The 18,498-nt window shown below is 43.5% G+C and carries 18 protein-coding genes; 16 read left to right on the forward strand and 2 right to left on the reverse strand.

The window, feature by feature from the left end:
• Positions 1-7 precede the first annotated feature (7 nt).
• Genes yihA through whiA form a run of 5 tightly spaced genes read left to right on the forward strand, consistent with a single transcriptional unit; the run spans position 8 to position 3,809 of the window.
• Positions 8-595 carry a ribosome biogenesis GTP-binding protein YihA/YsxC gene (yihA, locus tag O3655_RS07545; protein WP_042902707.1) on the forward strand — a complete coding sequence of 196 codons (588 nt, stop codon included), beginning with the start codon at positions 8-10 and terminating at the stop codon, positions 593-595.
• A 9-nt stretch (positions 596-604) separates the two neighbouring features.
• Positions 605-985, forward strand: coding sequence for a RidA family protein (locus tag O3655_RS07550; protein ID WP_042902708.1), 381 nt, complete (start codon positions 605-607; stop codon positions 983-985).
• A 51-nt stretch (positions 986-1,036) separates the two neighbouring features.
• On the forward strand, positions 1,037-1,927 hold the full coding sequence (gene rapZ / locus O3655_RS07555) for an RNase adapter RapZ (RefSeq protein WP_000163039.1): 891 nt from the start codon (positions 1,037-1,039) through the stop codon (positions 1,925-1,927).
• On the forward strand, positions 1,924-2,901 hold the full coding sequence (locus O3655_RS07560; protein WP_371641279.1) for a YvcK family protein: 978 nt from the start codon (positions 1,924-1,926) through the stop codon (positions 2,899-2,901). Before rapZ ends, O3655_RS07560 begins: the two co-directional genes overlap by 4 nt.
• A complete protein-coding gene (gene whiA, locus O3655_RS07565) occupies positions 2,898-3,809 on the forward strand; it encodes a DNA-binding protein WhiA (RefSeq protein WP_268721474.1) in 912 nt (303 codons plus the stop codon). The genes O3655_RS07560 and whiA overlap by 4 nt, the downstream gene beginning before the upstream one ends.
• Positions 3,810-3,840: 31 nt before the next feature.
• Here whiA and O3655_RS07570 read toward each other — a convergent pair whose 3' ends face one another.
• The gene (locus O3655_RS07570; RefSeq protein ID WP_000081039.1) at positions 3,841-4,809 is read right to left on the reverse strand and encodes an NAD(P)/FAD-dependent oxidoreductase; all 969 of its coding nucleotides are present in this window, start codon (positions 4,807-4,809) and stop codon (positions 3,841-3,843) included.
• Positions 4,810-4,945: 136 nt separating this feature from the next.
• Between O3655_RS07570 and cdaA the strand changes: the two genes are divergently transcribed.
• The 9 genes from cdaA (at position 4,946) to O3655_RS07615 (ending at position 13,728) form a co-directional block, all read left to right on the forward strand.
• Positions 4,946-5,803, forward strand: a complete 858-nt coding sequence (gene cdaA / locus O3655_RS07575) for a diadenylate cyclase CdaA (RefSeq protein ID WP_001011082.1) — start codon at positions 4,946-4,948, stop codon at positions 5,801-5,803.
• Entirely contained in the window at positions 5,790-6,572 is a 783-nt protein-coding gene (locus O3655_RS07580; protein WP_371641280.1) for a YbbR-like domain-containing protein, read from the forward strand. The genes cdaA and O3655_RS07580 overlap by 14 nt, the downstream gene beginning before the upstream one ends.
• 28 nt (positions 6,573-6,600) lie before the next feature.
• Positions 6,601-7,953, forward strand: coding sequence for a phosphoglucosamine mutase (gene glmM, locus O3655_RS07585; RefSeq protein WP_308697171.1), 1,353 nt, complete (start codon positions 6,601-6,603; stop codon positions 7,951-7,953).
• 73 nt (positions 7,954-8,026) lie between these two features.
• Complete coding sequence (locus O3655_RS07590) at positions 8,027-8,401, forward strand: DUF1149 family protein (RefSeq protein ID WP_001050092.1); 375 nt, start codon at positions 8,027-8,029, stop codon at positions 8,399-8,401.
• A 2-nt stretch (positions 8,402-8,403) separates the two neighbouring features.
• On the forward strand, positions 8,404-9,252 hold the full coding sequence (locus O3655_RS07595) for a DegV family protein (RefSeq protein ID WP_308697172.1): 849 nt from the start codon (positions 8,404-8,406) through the stop codon (positions 9,250-9,252).
• Positions 9,253-9,291: 39 nt separating this feature from the next.
• Entirely contained in the window at positions 9,292-10,059 is a 768-nt protein-coding gene (gene dapB, locus O3655_RS07600) for a 4-hydroxy-tetrahydrodipicolinate reductase (protein ID WP_042902716.1), read from the forward strand.
• Positions 10,056-11,255: a CCA tRNA nucleotidyltransferase gene (locus tag O3655_RS07605; protein ID WP_080702770.1), complete on the forward strand. Its 1,200-nt coding sequence runs from the start codon at positions 10,056-10,058 to the stop codon at positions 11,253-11,255. The genes dapB and O3655_RS07605 overlap by 4 nt, the downstream gene beginning before the upstream one ends.
• Positions 11,252-13,120, forward strand: a complete 1,869-nt coding sequence (locus O3655_RS07610; protein ID WP_308697173.1) for an ABC-F family ATP-binding cassette domain-containing protein — start codon at positions 11,252-11,254, stop codon at positions 13,118-13,120. The genes O3655_RS07605 and O3655_RS07610 overlap by 4 nt, the downstream gene beginning before the upstream one ends.
• Positions 13,117-13,728, forward strand: coding sequence for a hypothetical protein (locus tag O3655_RS07615; protein ID WP_308697174.1), 612 nt, complete (start codon positions 13,117-13,119; stop codon positions 13,726-13,728). Before O3655_RS07610 ends, O3655_RS07615 begins: the two co-directional genes overlap by 4 nt.
• A gap of 53 nt (positions 13,729-13,781) precedes the next feature.
• On the opposite strand, the gene mntE is transcribed toward O3655_RS07615, so the two are convergent.
• Entirely contained in the window at positions 13,782-14,975 is a 1,194-nt protein-coding gene (gene mntE / locus O3655_RS07620) for a CDF family manganese efflux transporter MntE (protein WP_049478988.1), read from the reverse strand.
• Between the two features lie 306 nt (positions 14,976-15,281).
• On the opposite strand from mntE, the gene O3655_RS07625 reads away from it, so the two are divergent.
• Together O3655_RS07625 and O3655_RS07630 are read left to right on the forward strand one after the other, a co-directional pair.
• A complete protein-coding gene (locus O3655_RS07625; protein ID WP_000032435.1) occupies positions 15,282-17,978 on the forward strand; it encodes a cation-translocating P-type ATPase in 2,697 nt (898 codons plus the stop codon).
• 104 nt (positions 17,979-18,082) lie between these two features.
• On the forward strand, positions 18,083-18,493 hold the full coding sequence (locus tag O3655_RS07630; protein ID WP_308697175.1) for a peptide deformylase: 411 nt from the start codon (positions 18,083-18,085) through the stop codon (positions 18,491-18,493).
• The last annotated feature ends 5 nt before the right edge of the window (positions 18,494-18,498 follow it).

Consider the following 18,498-nt stretch of genomic DNA (forward strand, 5'->3'; position numbering starts at 1 on the left):
GGTGACTATGGAAATCAATACACACAATGCTGAAATCTTGCTCAGTGCAGCCAACAAGTCCCACTATCCGCAGGATGACCTGCCAGAGATTGCTCTAGCAGGGCGTTCAAATGTTGGCAAATCTAGCTTTATCAACACCATGTTGAACCGCAAAAATCTGGCTCGTACATCGGGGAAACCTGGGAAGACCCAGTTACTCAACTTCTTCAACATTGATGACAAGATGCGTTTTGTGGATGTACCAGGTTATGGTTATGCCCGCGTTTCCAAAAAGGAGCGTGAAAAGTGGGGGCGCATGATTGAGGAGTACCTGACAAGTCGTGAAAATCTCCGTGCGGTTGTCAGTCTGGTGGATCTCCGCCACGACCCGTCAGCAGATGATGTGCAGATGTACGAATTTCTCAAGTATTATGAGATTCCGGTTATCATTGTTGCGACCAAGGCGGACAAGATTCCTCGTGGTAAATGGAACAAGCACGAATCAGCAATCAAAAAGAAATTAAACTTTGACCCAAGTGACGACTTCATCCTCTTTTCATCTGTCAGCAAGGCAGGGATGAATCAGGCTTGGGATGCAATATTAGAAAAATTGTGAGGGAAAGAAATGGCAAAAACAATTCATACAGACAAAGCTCCAAAAGCTATCGGACCTTATGTTCAAGGGAAAATCGTTGGCAATCTTTTGTTTGCTAGCGGTCAAGTTCCTCTTTTACCTGAAACTGGAGAAATTGTAGGAGAAACGATCCAAGAACAGACAGAACAAGTCTTGAAAAATATCGGTGCTATTTTGGCTGAAGCGGGAACAGACTTTGACCATGTTGTCAAAACAACTTGCTTCTTGAGCGATATGAACGACTTTGTTCCTTTTAATGAGGTTTACCAGACTGCCTTTAAAGAGGAATTTCCAGCTCGTTCAGCTGTAGAGGTTGCACGTCTTCCTCGTGATGTAAAAGTCGAAATTGAAGTGATCGCAGAGATTGGATAAGCTAGTTGAAGTTTGGCTCTGCCAAACTTTTTTTGATATAAGGAGAGATAGATGACAAAGAAACAACTTCACCTAGTAATTGTGACAGGGATGAGTGGTGCAGGGAAAACAGTAGCCATTCAGTCCTTCGAGGATTTGGGGTATTTCACTATTGACAATATGCCGCCAGCCCTCTTGCCAAAGTTTTTGCAGTTGGTAGAGACCAAGGATGATGACCACAAACTGGCCTTGGTAGTCGATATGCGGAGCCGTTCCTTCTTTTCAGAGATTCAGGCAGTTTTGGATGAATTGGAAAACCAAGACGATTTGGACTTCAAAATCCTCTTTTTAGACGCAGCAGATAAGGAATTGGTGGCACGCTATAAGGAAACTAGACGAAGTCACCCTCTAGCTGCTGATGGTCGGATTTTAGATGGCATCAAGCTGGAACGTGAACTCCTAGCACCTTTGAAAAACATGAGTCAAAATGTGGTGGATACAACAGAACTCACTCCTCGTGAACTGCGTAAAACCATTGCAGAGCAATTTTCAGACCAAGAACAAGCCCAGTCTTTCCGTATCGAAGTCATGTCTTTTGGATTCAAGTATGGTATTCCTATCGATGCAGACTTGGTCTTTGATGTCCGTTTCTTACCAAACCCATACTACCTCCCTGAACTCCGTAATCAGACAGGTGAGGATCAAGCAGTTTATGACTATGTGATGAATCATGAAGAGTCTGAAAGTTTCTATCAGCACTTACTCGCCTTGATTGAACCCATTTTGCCAAGTTACAAAAAAGAAGGCAAGTCTGTTTTAACCATTGCAGTAGGATGTACAGGTGGACAACACCGTAGTGTGGCCTTTGCCAAGCGCATAGCTGAGGACCTTGCTAAAAACTGGCCTGTCAATGAAAGCCATCGTGACAAAGACAGAAGAAAGGAAACGGTAAACCGTTCATGAGAAAACCAAAGATAACGGTAATTGGTGGAGGAACTGGTATCCCCGTCATTTTGAAAAGCTTGCGAGAAAAGGATGTTGATATCGCAGCCATCGTAACGGTAGCTGATGATGGTGGATCTTCTGGTGAACTAAGAAAGAATATCCAACAGCTGACACCACCAGGTGATCTTCGCAATGTTCTGGTAGCCATGTCGGATATGCCTAAATTTTATGAGAAAGTTTTTCAGTACCGCTTCTCAGAAGAGGCTGGAGCTTTTGCGGGTCATCCGCTAGGAAATATTATCATTGCTGGCCTATCTGAAATGCAAGGGTCCACTTATAATGCCATGCAGCTGCTAAGTCTCTTTTTCCACACAACAGGAAAAATCTACCCATCAAGCGATCAGCCTCTGACACTGCATGCAGTCTTTAAAGACGGTTCTGAGGTGGCAGGTGAGAGCCACATTGCAGATCATCCAGGTATGATCGACCATGTCTATGTGACCAATACCTTGGATGATGAAACACCCCAAGCCAGCCGTCGAGTGGTCAATACTATCCTCGAGAGTGATATGATCATCTTGGGGCCTGGTTCCCTCTTTACATCGATTTTGCCCAATATTGTCATTGAGGAGATTGGGCAGGCTCTCTTGGAGACTAAGGCAGAGATCGCCTATGTCTGCAATATCATGACCCAGCGTGGGGAAACAGAGTACTTTTCAGACAGTGACCACGTGGAAGTCCTCCATCGACACTTAGGTCGGCCTTTTATCGATACGGTCTTAGTTAATATCGAGAAGGTTCCTAGAGAATACATGGATACCAACCGTTTTGATGAATATTTGGTTCAGGTAGAGCATGATTTTGCTGGTCTTTGCAAACAGGTTCCTCGTGTGATTTCATCCAACTTTCTTCGTTTGGAAAATGGAGGAGCCTTCCATGATGGCGATTTGATTGTAGACGAATTGATGCGCATTATACAGGTGAGAAAATGAGTTTTACAGTTGCAGTAAAAGAGGAAATTCTTGGTCAACACCATCTCAGTCGTTATGAATTGTCTGCCATTATCAAGATGTCTGGCAGTATCGGTCTATCTAGTTCGGGCTTGACCTTGTCAGTCGTAACTGAAAATGCTAAGTTAGCTCGGCACCTTTATGAGTCCTTTCTCCATTTTTATGAGATCAAGTCAGAAATTCGTCACCATCAGAGAAGCAATCTTCGCAAGAATCGTGTCTATACGGTCTATACAGATGAGAGGGTGCAGGAGCTTTTAGCTGATTTGCGACTTGCGGATTCCTTCTTTGGTTTGGAGACGGGTATTGATCCCGATATCTTAGCAGATGAAGAGGCTGGTCGTGCTTACTTATGTGGGGCCTTTCTGGCAAATGGTAGCATCCGAGATCCTGAGTCTGGCAAGTACCAGTTGGAGATCAGTTCCGTTTATCTGGACCACGCCCAAGGACTAGCCTCTCTCCTCCAGCAATTTTTACTGGATGCCAAGGTTATTGAGCGAAAGAAAGGTGCAGTTACCTATCTCCAGCGTGCAGAGGACATCATGGATTTCTTGATCGTAATTGGGGCTATGCAGGCGCGTGATAACTTTGAGCGCGTCAAGATTTTGCGTGAAACCCGTAATGATCTCAATCGAGCCAATAACGCTGAAACAGCCAATATCGCTCGAACGGTTTCTGCTAGTATGAAGACCATCAATAATATCAGTAAAATCAAAGATAGAATGGGTTTGGAAAATTTACCCGTAGATTTGCAGGAGGTGGCTCGTTTGAGGATTCAGCATCCAGACTACTCTATCCAGCAGTTGGCAGATAGCCTGAGCAATCCCCTGACCAAAAGTGGTGTCAACCACAGACTCAGAAAAATAAACAAGATTGCAGATGAACTATAAAACCACGAATCGTTGATCCGTGGTTCTTTTATTATAAACTGGTCGAGTGTTTGGGTTGTACTTTTTGGTCAGGGTCAATGTAGTTAATGGCATTGTTAACAGCTGTTGGAGCTTCACCCAGTCCTGTCGCAATCAAATCAATCTTACCTTCATAGTAGCAGCAGTCGCCGATAGCATAGATACCTGCTTGGCTGGATTCTTGTTTGCTATTGACGATAATCTTGTGACGGTTGAGATCCAGACCCCAATTTTTAAGATTGCCAACAGATGATTTGAAACCATAGTTGACAAAGAGGTGGTCTACTTCGATAGTTTCGGTTTCATCTGATTTGACTTTGGTGATTTCTAGTTTATCGAGTGTTTTTCCATCTCCGATAAGTTGGCTAGGAACGAACGGTGTCTTGATGGTCACAGATGATTCTTGCAAGGCTTGCACACTATGTTCCAAGGCGCGGAAATTATCTCTGCGGTGAACGAGAGTGGTTGGGGCAATCTTTTCAAAAGCCAGAGCCCAGTCCACTGCTGAGTCCCCACCACCAAGGATGGTCACTTTCTTACCAGCGTATTGTTGGATGTTGGAAACGTGGTGGTGGATATTTTCATAGTCCTCAACGTTCTCCAATTCGAGCGGACGTGGTTTAAAGGCACCTCCACCCATAGCAATGATGACTGTTTTGGTCAGATGGCTTCCCTTGTTGGTTGTGATGGTGAATCCTTGATCTTGCTTCTCAATTTCAAGAACGGTTTCGTTGAGGTGAACAGGTGTTTCAAAGCCGTTTAGCTGTTCAATCAAGCGATTGGTCAGTTCTTCCCCAGTTAGGTTTGAAAAACCTGGCACATCAAGGATTTGCTTTTCAGGGTAGAGGATGGCAGGTTGACCACCGAGCTGGGGAAGGGAGTCAATGATTTGGACTTTGGCTTGGCGTAGGTGGGCGTAAAAGGCAGCAAAGAGCCCGACAGGACCGCCACCGACAATGGTAATATCATAGAGTTGAGACATGATTTCTCCTTCGTTTTTTCTAATCAGTTTATTTTATCATATTTTTGCTTAATTTAAAATGAGGTAGGATAGGGAAAAAATGGGCAAAAAATGGTATAATGGTACAGAAAGTGTTTCGACAGGGAGGAGGCCAGGGATGAATTTTCAACAATTATCCAATTTACAATACTGGACGAGTTTGTTTTCAAGTCCTTGGACGATAGTCATCAATCTGATTGATATTCTCATTGTGACTTATATTTTATATCATTTTACCAAAGCGATTGCAGGGACCAAAATCATGATTTTGGTGCGGGGAGTCTTGGTCTTTATTTTAGGTCAGATTCTGTCCAATATGATTGGTTTGACGACCATTTCCTGGTTGATTAATCAGATCATCACCTACGGGGTCATTGCAGCGGTGGTTATTTTTTCACCAGAGATTCGGACTGGTTTGGAACGATTGGGTCGAGCTACTGATTTCTTCTACAATGCGCCTATTAGTGCGGAAGAGCAAATGGTTCGCGCCTTTGTCAAATCAGTCGAGTACATGAGTCCTCGTAAGATTGGTGCTCTGGTAGCAGTTCAGCGAGTGAGAACCTTGCAGGAATACATCTCAACTGGGATTCCTCTAGATGCTAAAATTTCCTCTGAGTTATTGATTAATATCTTTATCCCCAATACTCCCTTACACGATGGAGCGGTCATTGTCAGAGAAGATCGGATTGCCGTAACTTCAGCCTACCTACCCCTGACTGAAAATACGGGAATTTCCAAGGAGTTTGGGACACGTCACAGGGCAGCGATTGGTTTGTCGGAAGTATCCGATGCTCTTACCTTTGTGGTTTCTGAGGAAACAGGTGGAATCTCAATCACCTATAATGGAGTCTTTAAGCATGATTTGACCTTGGAAGAGTTTGAATCGGAGTTAAGAAGAATCTTGCTTCCAGCATCAGAGGAAAAACAAGGTTTGAAAGAGCGTTTGCTAGGAGGATTGAAACATGAGAAAAAATAGTCTTTATATTATTTCTTCCTTCTTTTTCGCCTGCATCCTCTTTATCTATGCGACTTCAACAAACTATCAGAATAGCAATAGTGCTAGACAGGTGCGGACAGAAACCTATACCAATACGGTTCTTAATGTCCCAATCGATATTCAGTATGACAGTGCTCAGTACTTTATCAGTGGTTTTACATCTGAAGTGACCGTCTTTCTGACTGGGTCAAACAGAGTTGCTTTGGCGAGTGAGATGCAGGAAAGCACTCGGAAATTCAAGGTCAAAGCTGACTTAACCAATGCCAGTGTAGGAACCATCGAAGTTCCCCTGACTATTGAAAATTTACCGAGTGGTTTGACGGCTGTTGCGACACCGCAAAAGATAACAGTCAAGGTTGGTAAAAAAGCAAAACGTGATAATGTAATCGTTGTGCCGGAGATTGACCCTAGTCAGATTGATTCTCGTGTGAAAATTGATACAGTCACTGTATCAGATGAAAAAGTAACGGTTATTAGTGATGAGGAAACTCTCTCTAGAGTAGATCGTGTCATTGCCATCTTGCCAACGAGTGAACGGATAACTAGAAACTACTCGTCCTCTGTTCCTCTACAAGCAGTCGATAAAAATGGAAATGTCTTACCAAGCGTCATTATGCCGTTTGACACAACTATGAAAATTACAACAAAAACAGCAACGTCTAGTTCAAGTAACTCGTCAACAAGTTCCTCAGAAGGCAGTTCGTCTTCAACGAGTTCAGAAACAAAATCAGATTCGTCTAAACAATAATAAATAATAGAAAAGGATGATAAATAAAATGGGTAAATATTTTGGGACAGATGGAGTCCGTGGAGAAGCAAACGTAGAACTAACACCAGAATTGGCCTTTAAACTGGGACGTTTTGGTGGGTATGTTCTTAGCCAACACGAAACAGAAGCCCCTAAAGTCTTTGTAGGACGTGATACACGTATCTCAGGAGAAATGTTAGAATCAGCCCTAGTGGCAGGTCTTCTCTCTGTAGGGATTCACGTCTACAAACTCGGTGTCCTTGCAACACCAGCAGTTGCTTACTTAGTCAAAACCGAGGGAGCCAGTGCAGGTGTCATGATTTCAGCGAGTCACAACCCAGCCCTTGATAATGGAATTAAATTCTTTGGTGGGGATGGCTTCAAACTTGATGACGAAAAAGAAGCAGAAATCGAAGCCTTGCTAGATGCTACTGAAGATACTCTTCCTCGTCCAAGTGCCGAAGGCTTGGGAACCTTAGTGGACTATCCAGAAGGTTTACGTAAGTATGAAGGCTACCTTGTTTCAACTGGAACTCCTCTTGAAGGAATGAAAGTGGCCTTGGACACAGCAAACGGTGCAGCGTCTACGAGTGCTCGTCAAATCTTTGCAGACCTTGGGGCTCAAATAACTGTTATCGGTGAGAAACCAGATGGTCTTAATATCAACTTGAATGTGGGTTCTACACATCCAGAAGCTCTTCAAGAAGTTGTCAAAGAAAGCCAGTCAGCCATTGGTTTGGCCTTTGACGGAGACAGTGACCGTTTGATTGCTGTTGATGAAAATGGCGACATCGTCGATGGTGATAAGATCATGTACATCATCGGAAAATACCTTTCTGAAAAAGGCCAGTTGGCTCAAAACACCATCGTGACAACCGTTATGTCTAACCTTGGCTTCCATAAGGCCTTGGAGAGTGCTGGTATTAACAAGGCAGTGACTGCTGTTGGTGACCGCTATGTCGTTGAAGAAATGAGAAAATCAGGCTACAATCTTGGTGGTGAACAGTCTGGTCACGTTATCTTGATGGATTACAACACAACTGGTGATGGTCAATTATCAGCTGTCCAATTGACTAAAATCATGAAAGAAACAGGTAAGAGCTTGTCTCAACTAGCATCAGAAGTGACGATTTACCCACAAAAACTGGTCAATATCCGAGTGGAAAATGCCATGAAAGAAAAAGCCATGGAAGTACCAGCCATCAAGACAATCATCGAAAAGATGGAAGAAGAAATGGCAGGGAACGGTCGTATCCTTGTCCGCCCAAGTGGAACAGAACCCCTCTTGCGCGTCATGGCAGAAGCCCCAACAACAGAAGAAGTTAACTACTACGTAGATACAATTGCTGCTGTTGTTAAAGATGAAATCGGAATTGACTAAAGCCTAGAAAACTAGATGAAATGATAAAAATGTGGTACAATTGCATAGTAAATTGTAGCAATGGGAGAGAAAAATGAATCTTAAACGAGAACAAGAATTTGTTAGCCAGTATCACTTTGATGCTCGTAACTTTGAATGGGAAAATGAAAATGGAGCTCCTGAAACCAAGGTAGACGTGAACTTTCAGTTGCTCCAACATGACCAAGAAAACCAAGTGACTTCGCTTGTTGTTATCTTGAGTTTCATGATTGTCTTTGACAAATTTGTCATCAGCGGAACGATTTCCCAAGTTAACCATGTGGAAGGTCGCATTGTCAACGAACCAAGCGAATTTAACCAAGAAGAAGTCGAAACCTTGGCACGTCCATGTTTGAACATGCTCAATCGTTTGACGTATGAAGTAACAGAAATCGCCTTGGATCTTCCAGGGATCAATTTGGAGTTTTAGTCATGAAATTAGCTGTCATTACAGATTCTTCAGCCTATTTAGAGGAGAAGACGCTTCAAAGAGAGAATCTTTTTATCTTGGATATTCCTGTCAATATCGATGGAGAGGAGTATGTCGAAGGTGTCAATCTGACTGCTGAGGAATTTTATCAAAAAATGGCTCAGTCTTCAGAATTACCTAAAACCAGTCAACCAAGTATTGCCAAATTGGATGAGATTCTAAGCTCCTTGAAAGATGAAGGCTATACCCATGTCTTGGGACTCTTTCTTTCGTCAGGAATTTCAGGCTTTTATCAGAACATCCAATACATGTTGGATGAGTATGCTGGCTTGACCATTGCCTTTCCAGATACCCATATCACAAGTTCCCCTCTAGGATTTATGGTAGAGAGTGCCTTTGAATGGGCAGAACAAGGCGATGATTTTGCCCAGATTCAGGAGAAGTTGGGGATTCAAATTGCTGATAATTCAGCCTTTATCATAGTAGATGACCTCGACCACTTGGTTAAGGGAGGACGTTTGTCAAATGGGGCAGCCATCTTAGGGAACCTCCTCAGTATCAAGCCTATCCTCTACTTTAATGACCAAGGGGTGATTGAAGTTTACGAAAAAGTTCGTACAGAAAAGAAAGCAATCAAACGTTTGGTGGAAATCATCAAGGAGTTGACAAAAGATGGGGACTACCGTATAACAGTCATTCATGGGAACGCTCCTCAAAAGGCAGCGGATTTACGTCAGCTTTTGATAGAGAGTGGTGTGACTGCTGAAATTCCAATTGAAACCTTTGGTAGTGTCATTGGGACCCACCTTGGAGAAGGTAGTATTGCTTTGAGCTATACACCAATCGTCTAAATTGTTCTTACAGGCTTTGTATCTTAGACAGGAGTAGAGATGAGTATTCGAGTAATTATTGCCGGTTTTAAGGGAAAGATGGGCCAAGCCGCTTGTCAGATGGTCTTGGCTGATCCAGACTTGGACTTGGTCGCAGTTTTGGATCCTTTTGAGTCTGAGTCAGAATGGCAGGGAATTCCTGTCTTTAATGATAAGGCTGACTTGGCTGGTTTTGAAGCGGATGTCTGGGTAGACTTTACTACACCAGCCGTTGCCTACGAAAATACACGCTTTGCTCTTGAAAATGGCTTTGCTCCAGTAGTTGGAACAACAGGATTCACTAGTGAAGAAATTGCAGAACTAAAAGCATTTTCCCGTGAACAAGATTTGGGTGGCTTGATTGCTCCTAACTTTGCCTTGGGGGCTGTCTTGCTCATGCAATTTGCGGCGCAGGCTGCCAAATATTTCCCAAATGTGGAGATTATCGAGCTCCATCATGACAAGAAAAAAGATGCTCCGAGCGGAACAGCCATTAAAACGGCTGAGTTGATGGCAGAAGTGCGTGAGTCTATCCAGCAAGGTGCGCCTGATGAGGAAGAATTGATTGCAGGTGCCCGTGGTGCTGATTTTGATGGCATGCGGATCCACTCAGTTCGTTTGCCAGGCTTAGTAGCTCATCAAGAAGTTATCTTTGGCAATCAGGGAGAAGGATTGACTCTTCGTCATGACTCCTATGATCGCAGCTCCTTCATGACAGGGGTCAATTTGGGAATCAAAGAAGTTGTCAAGCGTCATGAGCTTGTCTATGGATTAGAACACTTATTATGAGATTAACGCAAATGCCTTCTGAATTTCAGAAGGCTTTACCAGTATTAGAAAAAATTAAAGAAGCAGGCTTTGAAGCCTATTTTGTTGGGGGCTCTGTTCGAGATGCCCTCCTCAATCGTCCCATCCATGATGTGGATATCGCGACTTCTTCTTATCCTGAGGAGACCAAGCAGATTTTTCCGCGAACAGCCGATATTGGAATCGAGCACGGAACCGTCTTAGTTTTAGAAGGGGACGAGGAGTATGAGGTAACCACCTTTCGGACCGAAGATGTCTATGTGGACTATCGCAGGCCCAGCGCGGTTTCCTTTGTGCGTTCGCTAGAAGAAGACCTCAAGCGCCGTGATTTCACGGTTAATGCGTTTGCCTTGGATGAGACAGGGGAAATCATTGACTTGTTCCATGGTTTAGAGGATTTGGAAAACCAAGTCTTGCGAGCAGTTGGAGTGGCTAGTGAACGTTTCAACGAAGATGCTCTGCGGATTATGCGTGGTTTCCGTTTTCAGGCCAGTCTTGGTTTTAAACTTGAGTCAGAAACTTTTGAGGCGATGAAGACTTTGACGCCACTCTTGGAGAAAATTTCTGTGGAGCGCACCTTCGTTGAGTTTGATAAACTATTGCTGGCACCTTTTTGGCGAATTGGTCTGTCTTCCATGATTGAGAGTCGAGCTTATGATTATCTCCCTGATATGGCAGGGAGCCAGGACAAGCTCAACAAACTGTTTGATTTGGAGGCGGATTTCACTTTTGAATCTTCTGAACAAGCCTGGGCGGCTCTATTGTGGGCTTTGGAGATTAAAGATGCACAGCCATTTTTGAAGGCATGGAAAACCTCACGCCAGTTTGCCAAGCAGGTTCAGGATTTGCTTACTATTTTGGCTTTGCGAGAAGAAGGTGAGCTGAGCAAGCGTGATTGTTACCGATTTGACTTGGATTCCCTTCTACAAGCTGAAAGTCTTCGTCAGGCCCAAGGAAAAGAAGTCAACCCACAAGCTATTACAGAAACTTACCATAGTTTGACCATTCATGACAAGAAAGAAATTCAGATTAACGGTGGAATTTTGATTAAGGAATATGGTTACCAGCCAGGACCAGACTTGGGAGAGATTTTAACAGAGATTGAGTTTGCCATTGTCGATGGAGAATTGGAAAATGATCGTCAAGCCATCCATGCTTACCTGAGGGAGAAAAAATGAGTGATTTTATCGTTGAAAAACTAAGCAAATCCGTTGGAGACAAGACCGTTTTTAAGGATATTTCTTTTATCATCCATGACTTGGATAGAATCGGTCTAATAGGTGTCAATGGGACTGGTAAGACCACTCTGTTAGATGTTCTTTCTGGTGTTTCTGGCTTTGATGGGGATGTCAGTCCCTTTTCGGCTAAGAACGACTATAAGATTGGCTACTTGACACAGGATCCTGATTTTGATGATAGCAAGACGGTCTTGGATACGGTTCTATCCAGCGACCTCAAGGAAATCCGGCTCATTCGTGAGTATGAGTTAATCATGCTCAACTACAGTGAGGATAAGCAGGCTCGTTTGGAACGGGTCATGGCAGAGATGGATTCTCTCCAAGCCTGGGAAATTGAAAGCCAGGTCAAGACGGTTCTCAGCAAGTTGGGCATTCAGAACTTATCTACTCCTGTTGGGGAATTGTCAGGCGGTCTGAGAAGACGGGTTCAGTTAGCGCAAGTTCTCCTAGGAAACCACGACCTCTTGTTACTGGACGAGCCGACCAACCATCTGGACATTGCGACCATCGAGTGGCTGACCCTCTTTTTGAAAAATTCCAAGAAGACGGTTCTCTTTATCACCCATGATCGTTATTTCCTAGATGCACTGTCAACACGAATTTTCGAGTTGGATCGAGCAGGCTTGACCGAGTATCAGGGCAATTACCAGGACTATGTTCGCCTTAAGGCGGAGCAAGATGAGCGTGACGCAGCTCTTCTCCACAAGAAAGAACAACTCTACAAACAAGAACTGGCCTGGATGCGCAGACAACCGCAGGCGCGTGCGACCAAGCAACAAGCTCGTATCAATCGTTTCCACGACTTGAAAAAAGAAGTTTCAGGTGGCGTTGCTGAAACAGACTTAACCATGAACTTTGAAACTAGCCGTATTGGTAAGAAGGTTATCGAGTTTAAAGATGTTTCCTTTGCTTATGAGAATAAGCCGATATTACAAAATTTTAATCTCTTGGTGCAAGCCAAAGACCGTATCGGAATTGTTGGGGACAACGGTGTCGGGAAGTCAACTCTGCTTAATCTCATCGCAGGAAGTCTTGAGCCGACTAAAGGTCAAGTTATCATCGGTAAGACGGTTCGCATTGCCTATTTCTCTCAACAAATTGAAGGTTTGGATGAAAGCAAACGGGTTATCAACTACCTACAGGAAGTAGCAGAAGAGGTTAAGACCAGTGGTGGTTCTACGACTTCCATTGCAGAGTTGCTAGAGCAGTTCCTCTTCCCACGTTCGACGCATGGAACCCTGATTGAGAAATTGTCTGGTGGAGAGAAAAAACGCCTTTATCTCCTCAAATTGCTTTTGGAAAAACCCAATGTTCTTCTTTTGGACGAGCCGACCAATGACCTAGATATTGCGACTTTGACAGTCTTGGAGAATTTCTTGCAGGGCTTTGTGGGTCCTGTATTGACAGTTAGCCACGACCGTTATTTCCTGGATAAGGTAGCGACCAAGATTCTCGCCTTTGAGAATGGCAAGATTCGTACTTTCTTTGGCCATTACACCGACTATCTTGATGAAAAAGCCTTTGAAACAGAGATGGCCAATCAAGTGCAAAAGGCCGAAAAGGAGAAAGTGGTCAAGGTTCGAGAAGACAAGAAACGCATGACTTACCAAGAAAAGCAGGAGTGGGCAAGCATTGAAGGCGATATTGAAGCCTTGGAAAATCGTATCACTGCTATTGAAGAGGAAATGCAGGCCAATGGTTCTGACTTTGGTAAGCTGGCTACTCTCCAAAAAGAACTGGATGAGAAAAACGAAGAACTCCTTGAAAAATACGAGCGTTATGAATATTTAAGTGAGTTGGCATGATGGAAGAAAAAGTCATTAAACGTAGTCCCAAGAAAATCATTTGGAATGCCTTGTTTGGCTTGACTTCAGTGCTTTTTTTCTTACTACCTCTCTCTTATCTCCATTTGTACTCGCAAAAGGGAACCAGACTTCATACGATAAGTCTGTTATTAATACTGCTTGTCCTCTTTTGTGCTGGAGTAGTTGTTTATCAGACATACAGGCTGTTAAGTTCCGATAAGGAATATTTGAGCTGTACTGTCGAGGGGTTTTACTACAAACCAAACCCAAAGAAACCCAGTCGTTTCTATGCTTGGACAGATGTAGAAGAGTTTTCCTTTTCTCGGATTCGAGGGAAGTACAGGGATTCCTATCGGATTGAAGTCTATTTTAAAAACAAGGAAAATGTGAAATCCCAATCCTTTCTAGCTCTGCTGAAGAGAAGGATTCTCCCTTTTCATTCGTCAGCAGATTTAATTATCCCTATCTTTCTACTAGATGTAGGACTTCCTGAAAGGGTCTATGATGCCATGAAGTACTATGAAAGAGAATGGCGCATCGAGCAAAATCGTCAAGCTAGAAAAGAGGCAAAACAAACTTCGAAAAGCAAATCTTCCAAACCGTCATAGTCTGTCTTTGCTTAAAGTAGAATAATCAAAAAGGCCCTATCCACTGGATAGGGTCATTGTTTGTCTTCTTTTTTAGTTTCCTGATGAAAGATATTTTGCCAAGTTTCATGGCGACGCCAGATACTGGTGTGGACGATGCCATCTAACTCATAGCAAATGAGCTTGGTTTTCTGACTAATGGAAGTGATTTGAATATCCTTAATAGCAGCTTTAAGTTCTTTTTCGGCTTGATAAGCGACTTTATCCATCTGCTCTCCATCTTGACGGATATAGAGAAAGTCCTCAGCAAGGAGTTCTTCTAGCTGATTTCCTTGGTCAATCAATTGCTCACGCATGAGCAGTTTTTTGTAGACATTGTCTAAAATCTCGTCCTCAGGTATGGGAGCTGGCTCGATATGGACATCGGTATCAAAGACTCCAAAGCGCTCTTCCAGCATGGATTCGACCTGGTCCGCAATTTCGTGACTCTCATAGACTGATAAGTCGGGATTCATTTCTAAGGTGATATCAAGGTAGATATTGCTACCGTAGGTACGCCCTCTTTGGGACTTGACCTTACTAATCTTTGGAATCTCCATGATGGCCTTTTGGTAGTCCTCTAGCAGACGGTCATCAAAACCATCTGAAAGACTGAAGGAAGACTCGATAAAGATATCATAGGCTGTTTTTAAGATAAAGAAGGTGATGATGATAGCGACCAATTTATCCACGATAGGATAATTGAAACTGCTGGCTAAGATAGCAATGGAAGTCCCAAGCGAGGTGACAGCATCAGAAAGATTGTCCTTAGCAGCTGCCTTGAGGGCCTTGGATTTGGATTTCTTACTGAGACGAGTATTATAGAGATAAACTGCGAACATGACTGCTGCTGAAATGATTCCTAGAGTTGCACCCAAAGGATCAATGGGAGTTTGTTCTCGACTTAGGATTTTCTGAAAGGTGTCCCGAAGAACATCGAAGCCAACATAGAACATGATGATGGAAGTGATCAAGCTAGCCAAATCTTCAATCTTCCAGTGACCAAAGCGATGGTCACGGTCTGCAGGTTGGCGGGCCATCCGAATCCCAATCAAGAGGGCAACGTTTCCGATAATATCGGATACGTTGTTGAAACCATCTGCCACCAAACTGGAAGAATGCAGGAGGTGACCAGTTGCCAATTTTGCTGCAGACAAGAGGAGGTAGGTTGAAATGCTGATAATGGCTCCACGTTCTGCCAATTTGAGATTTGACATGGATTGGTTCATCGGGCTTCCTTTCTAGTCATATAGTATTCTTACATTATACTGGTTTTCAAAGGAAAATTCAAATTTAGTCTTGTTTCATCTGATTTAAACCCTTGAAAATTGTTCAAATTTTGATATAATAGTACTACTCAAGGGAGTAGCTGGCAGAAACCTGTGATAGTGTCGTCATTCCGAATTTTATACTGCAAAGTATTCTTTCCGGCGCTATCTTAAACAGCGAGACTTGTTATGATTAACAGGTTTCTTTTTGTTTGTCATAAAACCAAAAGAGAGCTTGTTTTGCACACAAAGTCAAGGAGGAGACATATGTCAAAAGAACAAAAACGCCAAGCGTTTTACACTCAAAGTCCTGAAGAGGTCTTGAAGTCAGTTGAAGCAACTGAACAGGGTCTTTCGTCAAGCGAAGCGCAGAAACGTCTAGCTGAATATGGACGCAATGAACTGGAAGAGGGTGAGAAAAAATCACTCCTAGTCAAGTTTATCGAGCAATTTAAGGATTTGATGATTATCATCCTAGTTGCTGCGGCTATCTTGTCAGTCGTAACTTCTGGTGGGGAAGATATCGCAGATGCCATCATTATCCTAGCCGTGGTTATCATCAACGCTGCCTTCGGTGTTTACCAAGAAGGAAAAGCAGAAGAAGCCATCGAAGCCCTCAAGTCTATGTCTAGTCCAGCTGCTCGCGTTATTCGTGATGGGCATATGGCTGAGATTGATTCAAAAGAATTGGTACCAGGTGATATCGTTGCTCTTGAAGCAGGTGACGTGGTGCCAGCAGACCTACGATTGCTAGAAGCTAATTCTCTTAAAATCGAAGAAGCAGCTTTGACAGGTGAGTCTGTTCCAGTCGAAAAAGACTTGACTGTCGAGCTCTCTGCAGATGCTGGTATTGGTGACCGTGTCAATATGGCCTTCCAAAACTCAAATGTGACTTATGGTCGTGGTCTTGGCGTTGTTGTCAATACAGGTATGTACACGGAAGTGGGTCATATCGCTGGCATGCTCCAAGATGCGGATGAGACGGATACACCACTCAAACAAAACTTGAACAACCTTTCTAAGGTCTTGACCTATGCAATTTTGGTCATTGCCCTTGTTACTTTTGTAGTCGGAGTCTTCATTCAAGGTAAAAATCCACTTGGTGAGTTGATGACATCTGTTGCGCTTGCTGTTGCAGCCATCCCAGAAGGACTTCCTGCTATCGTGACCATCGTTCTTGCCCTTGGTACTCAAGTTTTGGCAAAACGAAACTCTATCGTTCGTAAGTTGCCAGCAGTTGAAACACTTGGTTCAACTGAGATCATCGCTTCTGATAAGACTGGTACGCTTACCATGAACAAGATGACAGTCGAAAAAGTCTTCTATGATGCAGTCCTACATGATTCAGCTGATGATATTGAACTAGGTCTTGAAATGCCTCTTCTTCGTTCTGTTGTCTTGGCTAATGATACTAAGATTGATGCAGAAGGAAACCTGATTGGGGATCCAACGGAAACAGCCTTCATCCAGTATGCCTTGGACAAGGGCTATGATGTTAAAGGATTTTTAGAGCAATATCCTCGTGTAGCTGAGTTACCATTTGACTCAGATCGTAAACTCATGTCAACGGTTCATCCATTACCAGATGGTAAATTCCTCGTAGCAGTCAAGGGAGCCCCTGACCAACTTTTGAAACGTTGTGTTGCTCGTGATAAGGCTGGAGATGTTGCTCCGATTGATGAGAAAGTTAATGACTTAATTCACACAAACAACTCTGAAATGGCTCACCAAGCCTTGCGTGTTCTTGCGGGTGCTTATAAGATTGTAGACAGCATTCCAGAAAACCTGACTTCTGAAGAGCTTGAAAACAACTTGATCTTTACTGGATTGATTGGAATGATTGACCCTGAACGTGCCGAAGCAGCAGAAGCTGTTCGTGTCGCTAAGGAAGCGGGAATCCGTCCAATCATGATCACTGGTGACCACCAAGATACAGCGGAAGCCATTGCCAAACGTTTGGGAATCATCGATGAAAATGACTCGGAAGACCATGTCTTGACTGGTGCTGAACTCAACGAACTTTCAGATGAAGAATTTGAAAAAGTCGTTGGTCAATACTCTGTCTACGCGCGTGTATCTCCAGAACACAAGGTTCGTATCGTCAAGGCTTGGCAAAAACAAGGTAAGGTTGTTGCTATGACAGGTGACGGTGTTAATGATGCGCCAGCTCTGAAAACAGCCGATATCGGTATCGGTATGGGAATCACTGGTACAGAGGTTTCTAAGGGGGCTTCTGACATGATTCTTGCAGATGATAACTTTGCGACCATTATCGTCGCAGTTGAAGAAGGACGCAAGGTCTTCTCAAACATTCAAAAGACTATTCAGTACTTACTTTCTGCCAATACTGCTGAAGTATTAACTATCTTCTTATCAACCTTGTTTGGTTGGGATGTCCTACAGCCAGTTCATCTCTTGTGGATCAACTTGGTAACAGATACCTTCCCAGCTATCGCTCTAGGTGTTGAGCCTGCTGAGCCTGGTGTCATGAACCATAAACCACGTGGACGCAAGGCAAGCTTCTTCTCAGGTGGTGTTTTGAGTTCTATCATTTATCAAGGTGTACTCCAAGCAGCTATTGTTATGAGTGTTTATGGCCTTGCGATTGCTTACCCAGTTCACGTGGGTGACAATCATGCTATTCACGCAGATGCCCTCACTATGGCCTTTGCAACACTTGGTTTGATCCAGCTCTTCCATGCCTACAACGTCAAGTCTGTTTACCAATCCATCTTGACAGTCGGACCATTCAAGTCTAAGACCTTCAACTGGTCTATCTTGGTATCCTTCATCCTCTTGATGGCAACAATCGTTGTAGAACCGCTTGAAGGTATCTTCCACGTAACCAAACTAGACTTGTCTCAATGGGGTATTGTTCTAGCTGGAAGCTTCTCAATGATACTTATCGTCGAAATCGTTAAGTTTGTTCAACGTAAACTTGGTCTTGATAAGAACGCGATTTAAAAAGAAAGTCATCTTCGGATGGCTTTTTTTGCATTTGAGAGAAAGGACTAGGAGTTGCTCCCTTTTGTGCTATAATAAAGTAAAGTAGCAAGGAGTGAAAGAGAATGGAAAAGAAAATTGTCCGAGATGTCTTATTCTTGTCGCAGGTCTCGAAACCTGCAAGTCAGGAAGACCTTTATCTGGCTAAGGATTTGCAGGATACCCTGCTGGCTAATCGCGAGACCTGTGTCGGTCTGGCAGCCAATATGATTGGTGTGCAGAAGCGTGTCATTATCTTTAATCTTGGCTTGGTTCCCATGGTCATGTTTAACCCCATTCTCCTTTCCTATAAAGGACCTTACGAGACAGAGGAAGGTTGTTTGTCTTTGACTGGGGTGCGACCAACAACTCGTTATGAAACGATTACGGTTTCCTATCGCGATAGTAAGTGCCAGGAACAGACCATTACGCTAACGGGTTTTCCAGCTCAGATCTGCCAACATGAACTGGATCATTTGGAAGGACGGATTATTTAGGAGGA

It is taken from the genome of Streptococcus sp. 27098_8_70, assembly GCF_041432215.1.
GTDB lineage: Bacteria > Bacillota > Bacilli > Lactobacillales > Streptococcaceae > Streptococcus > Streptococcus oralis_CP.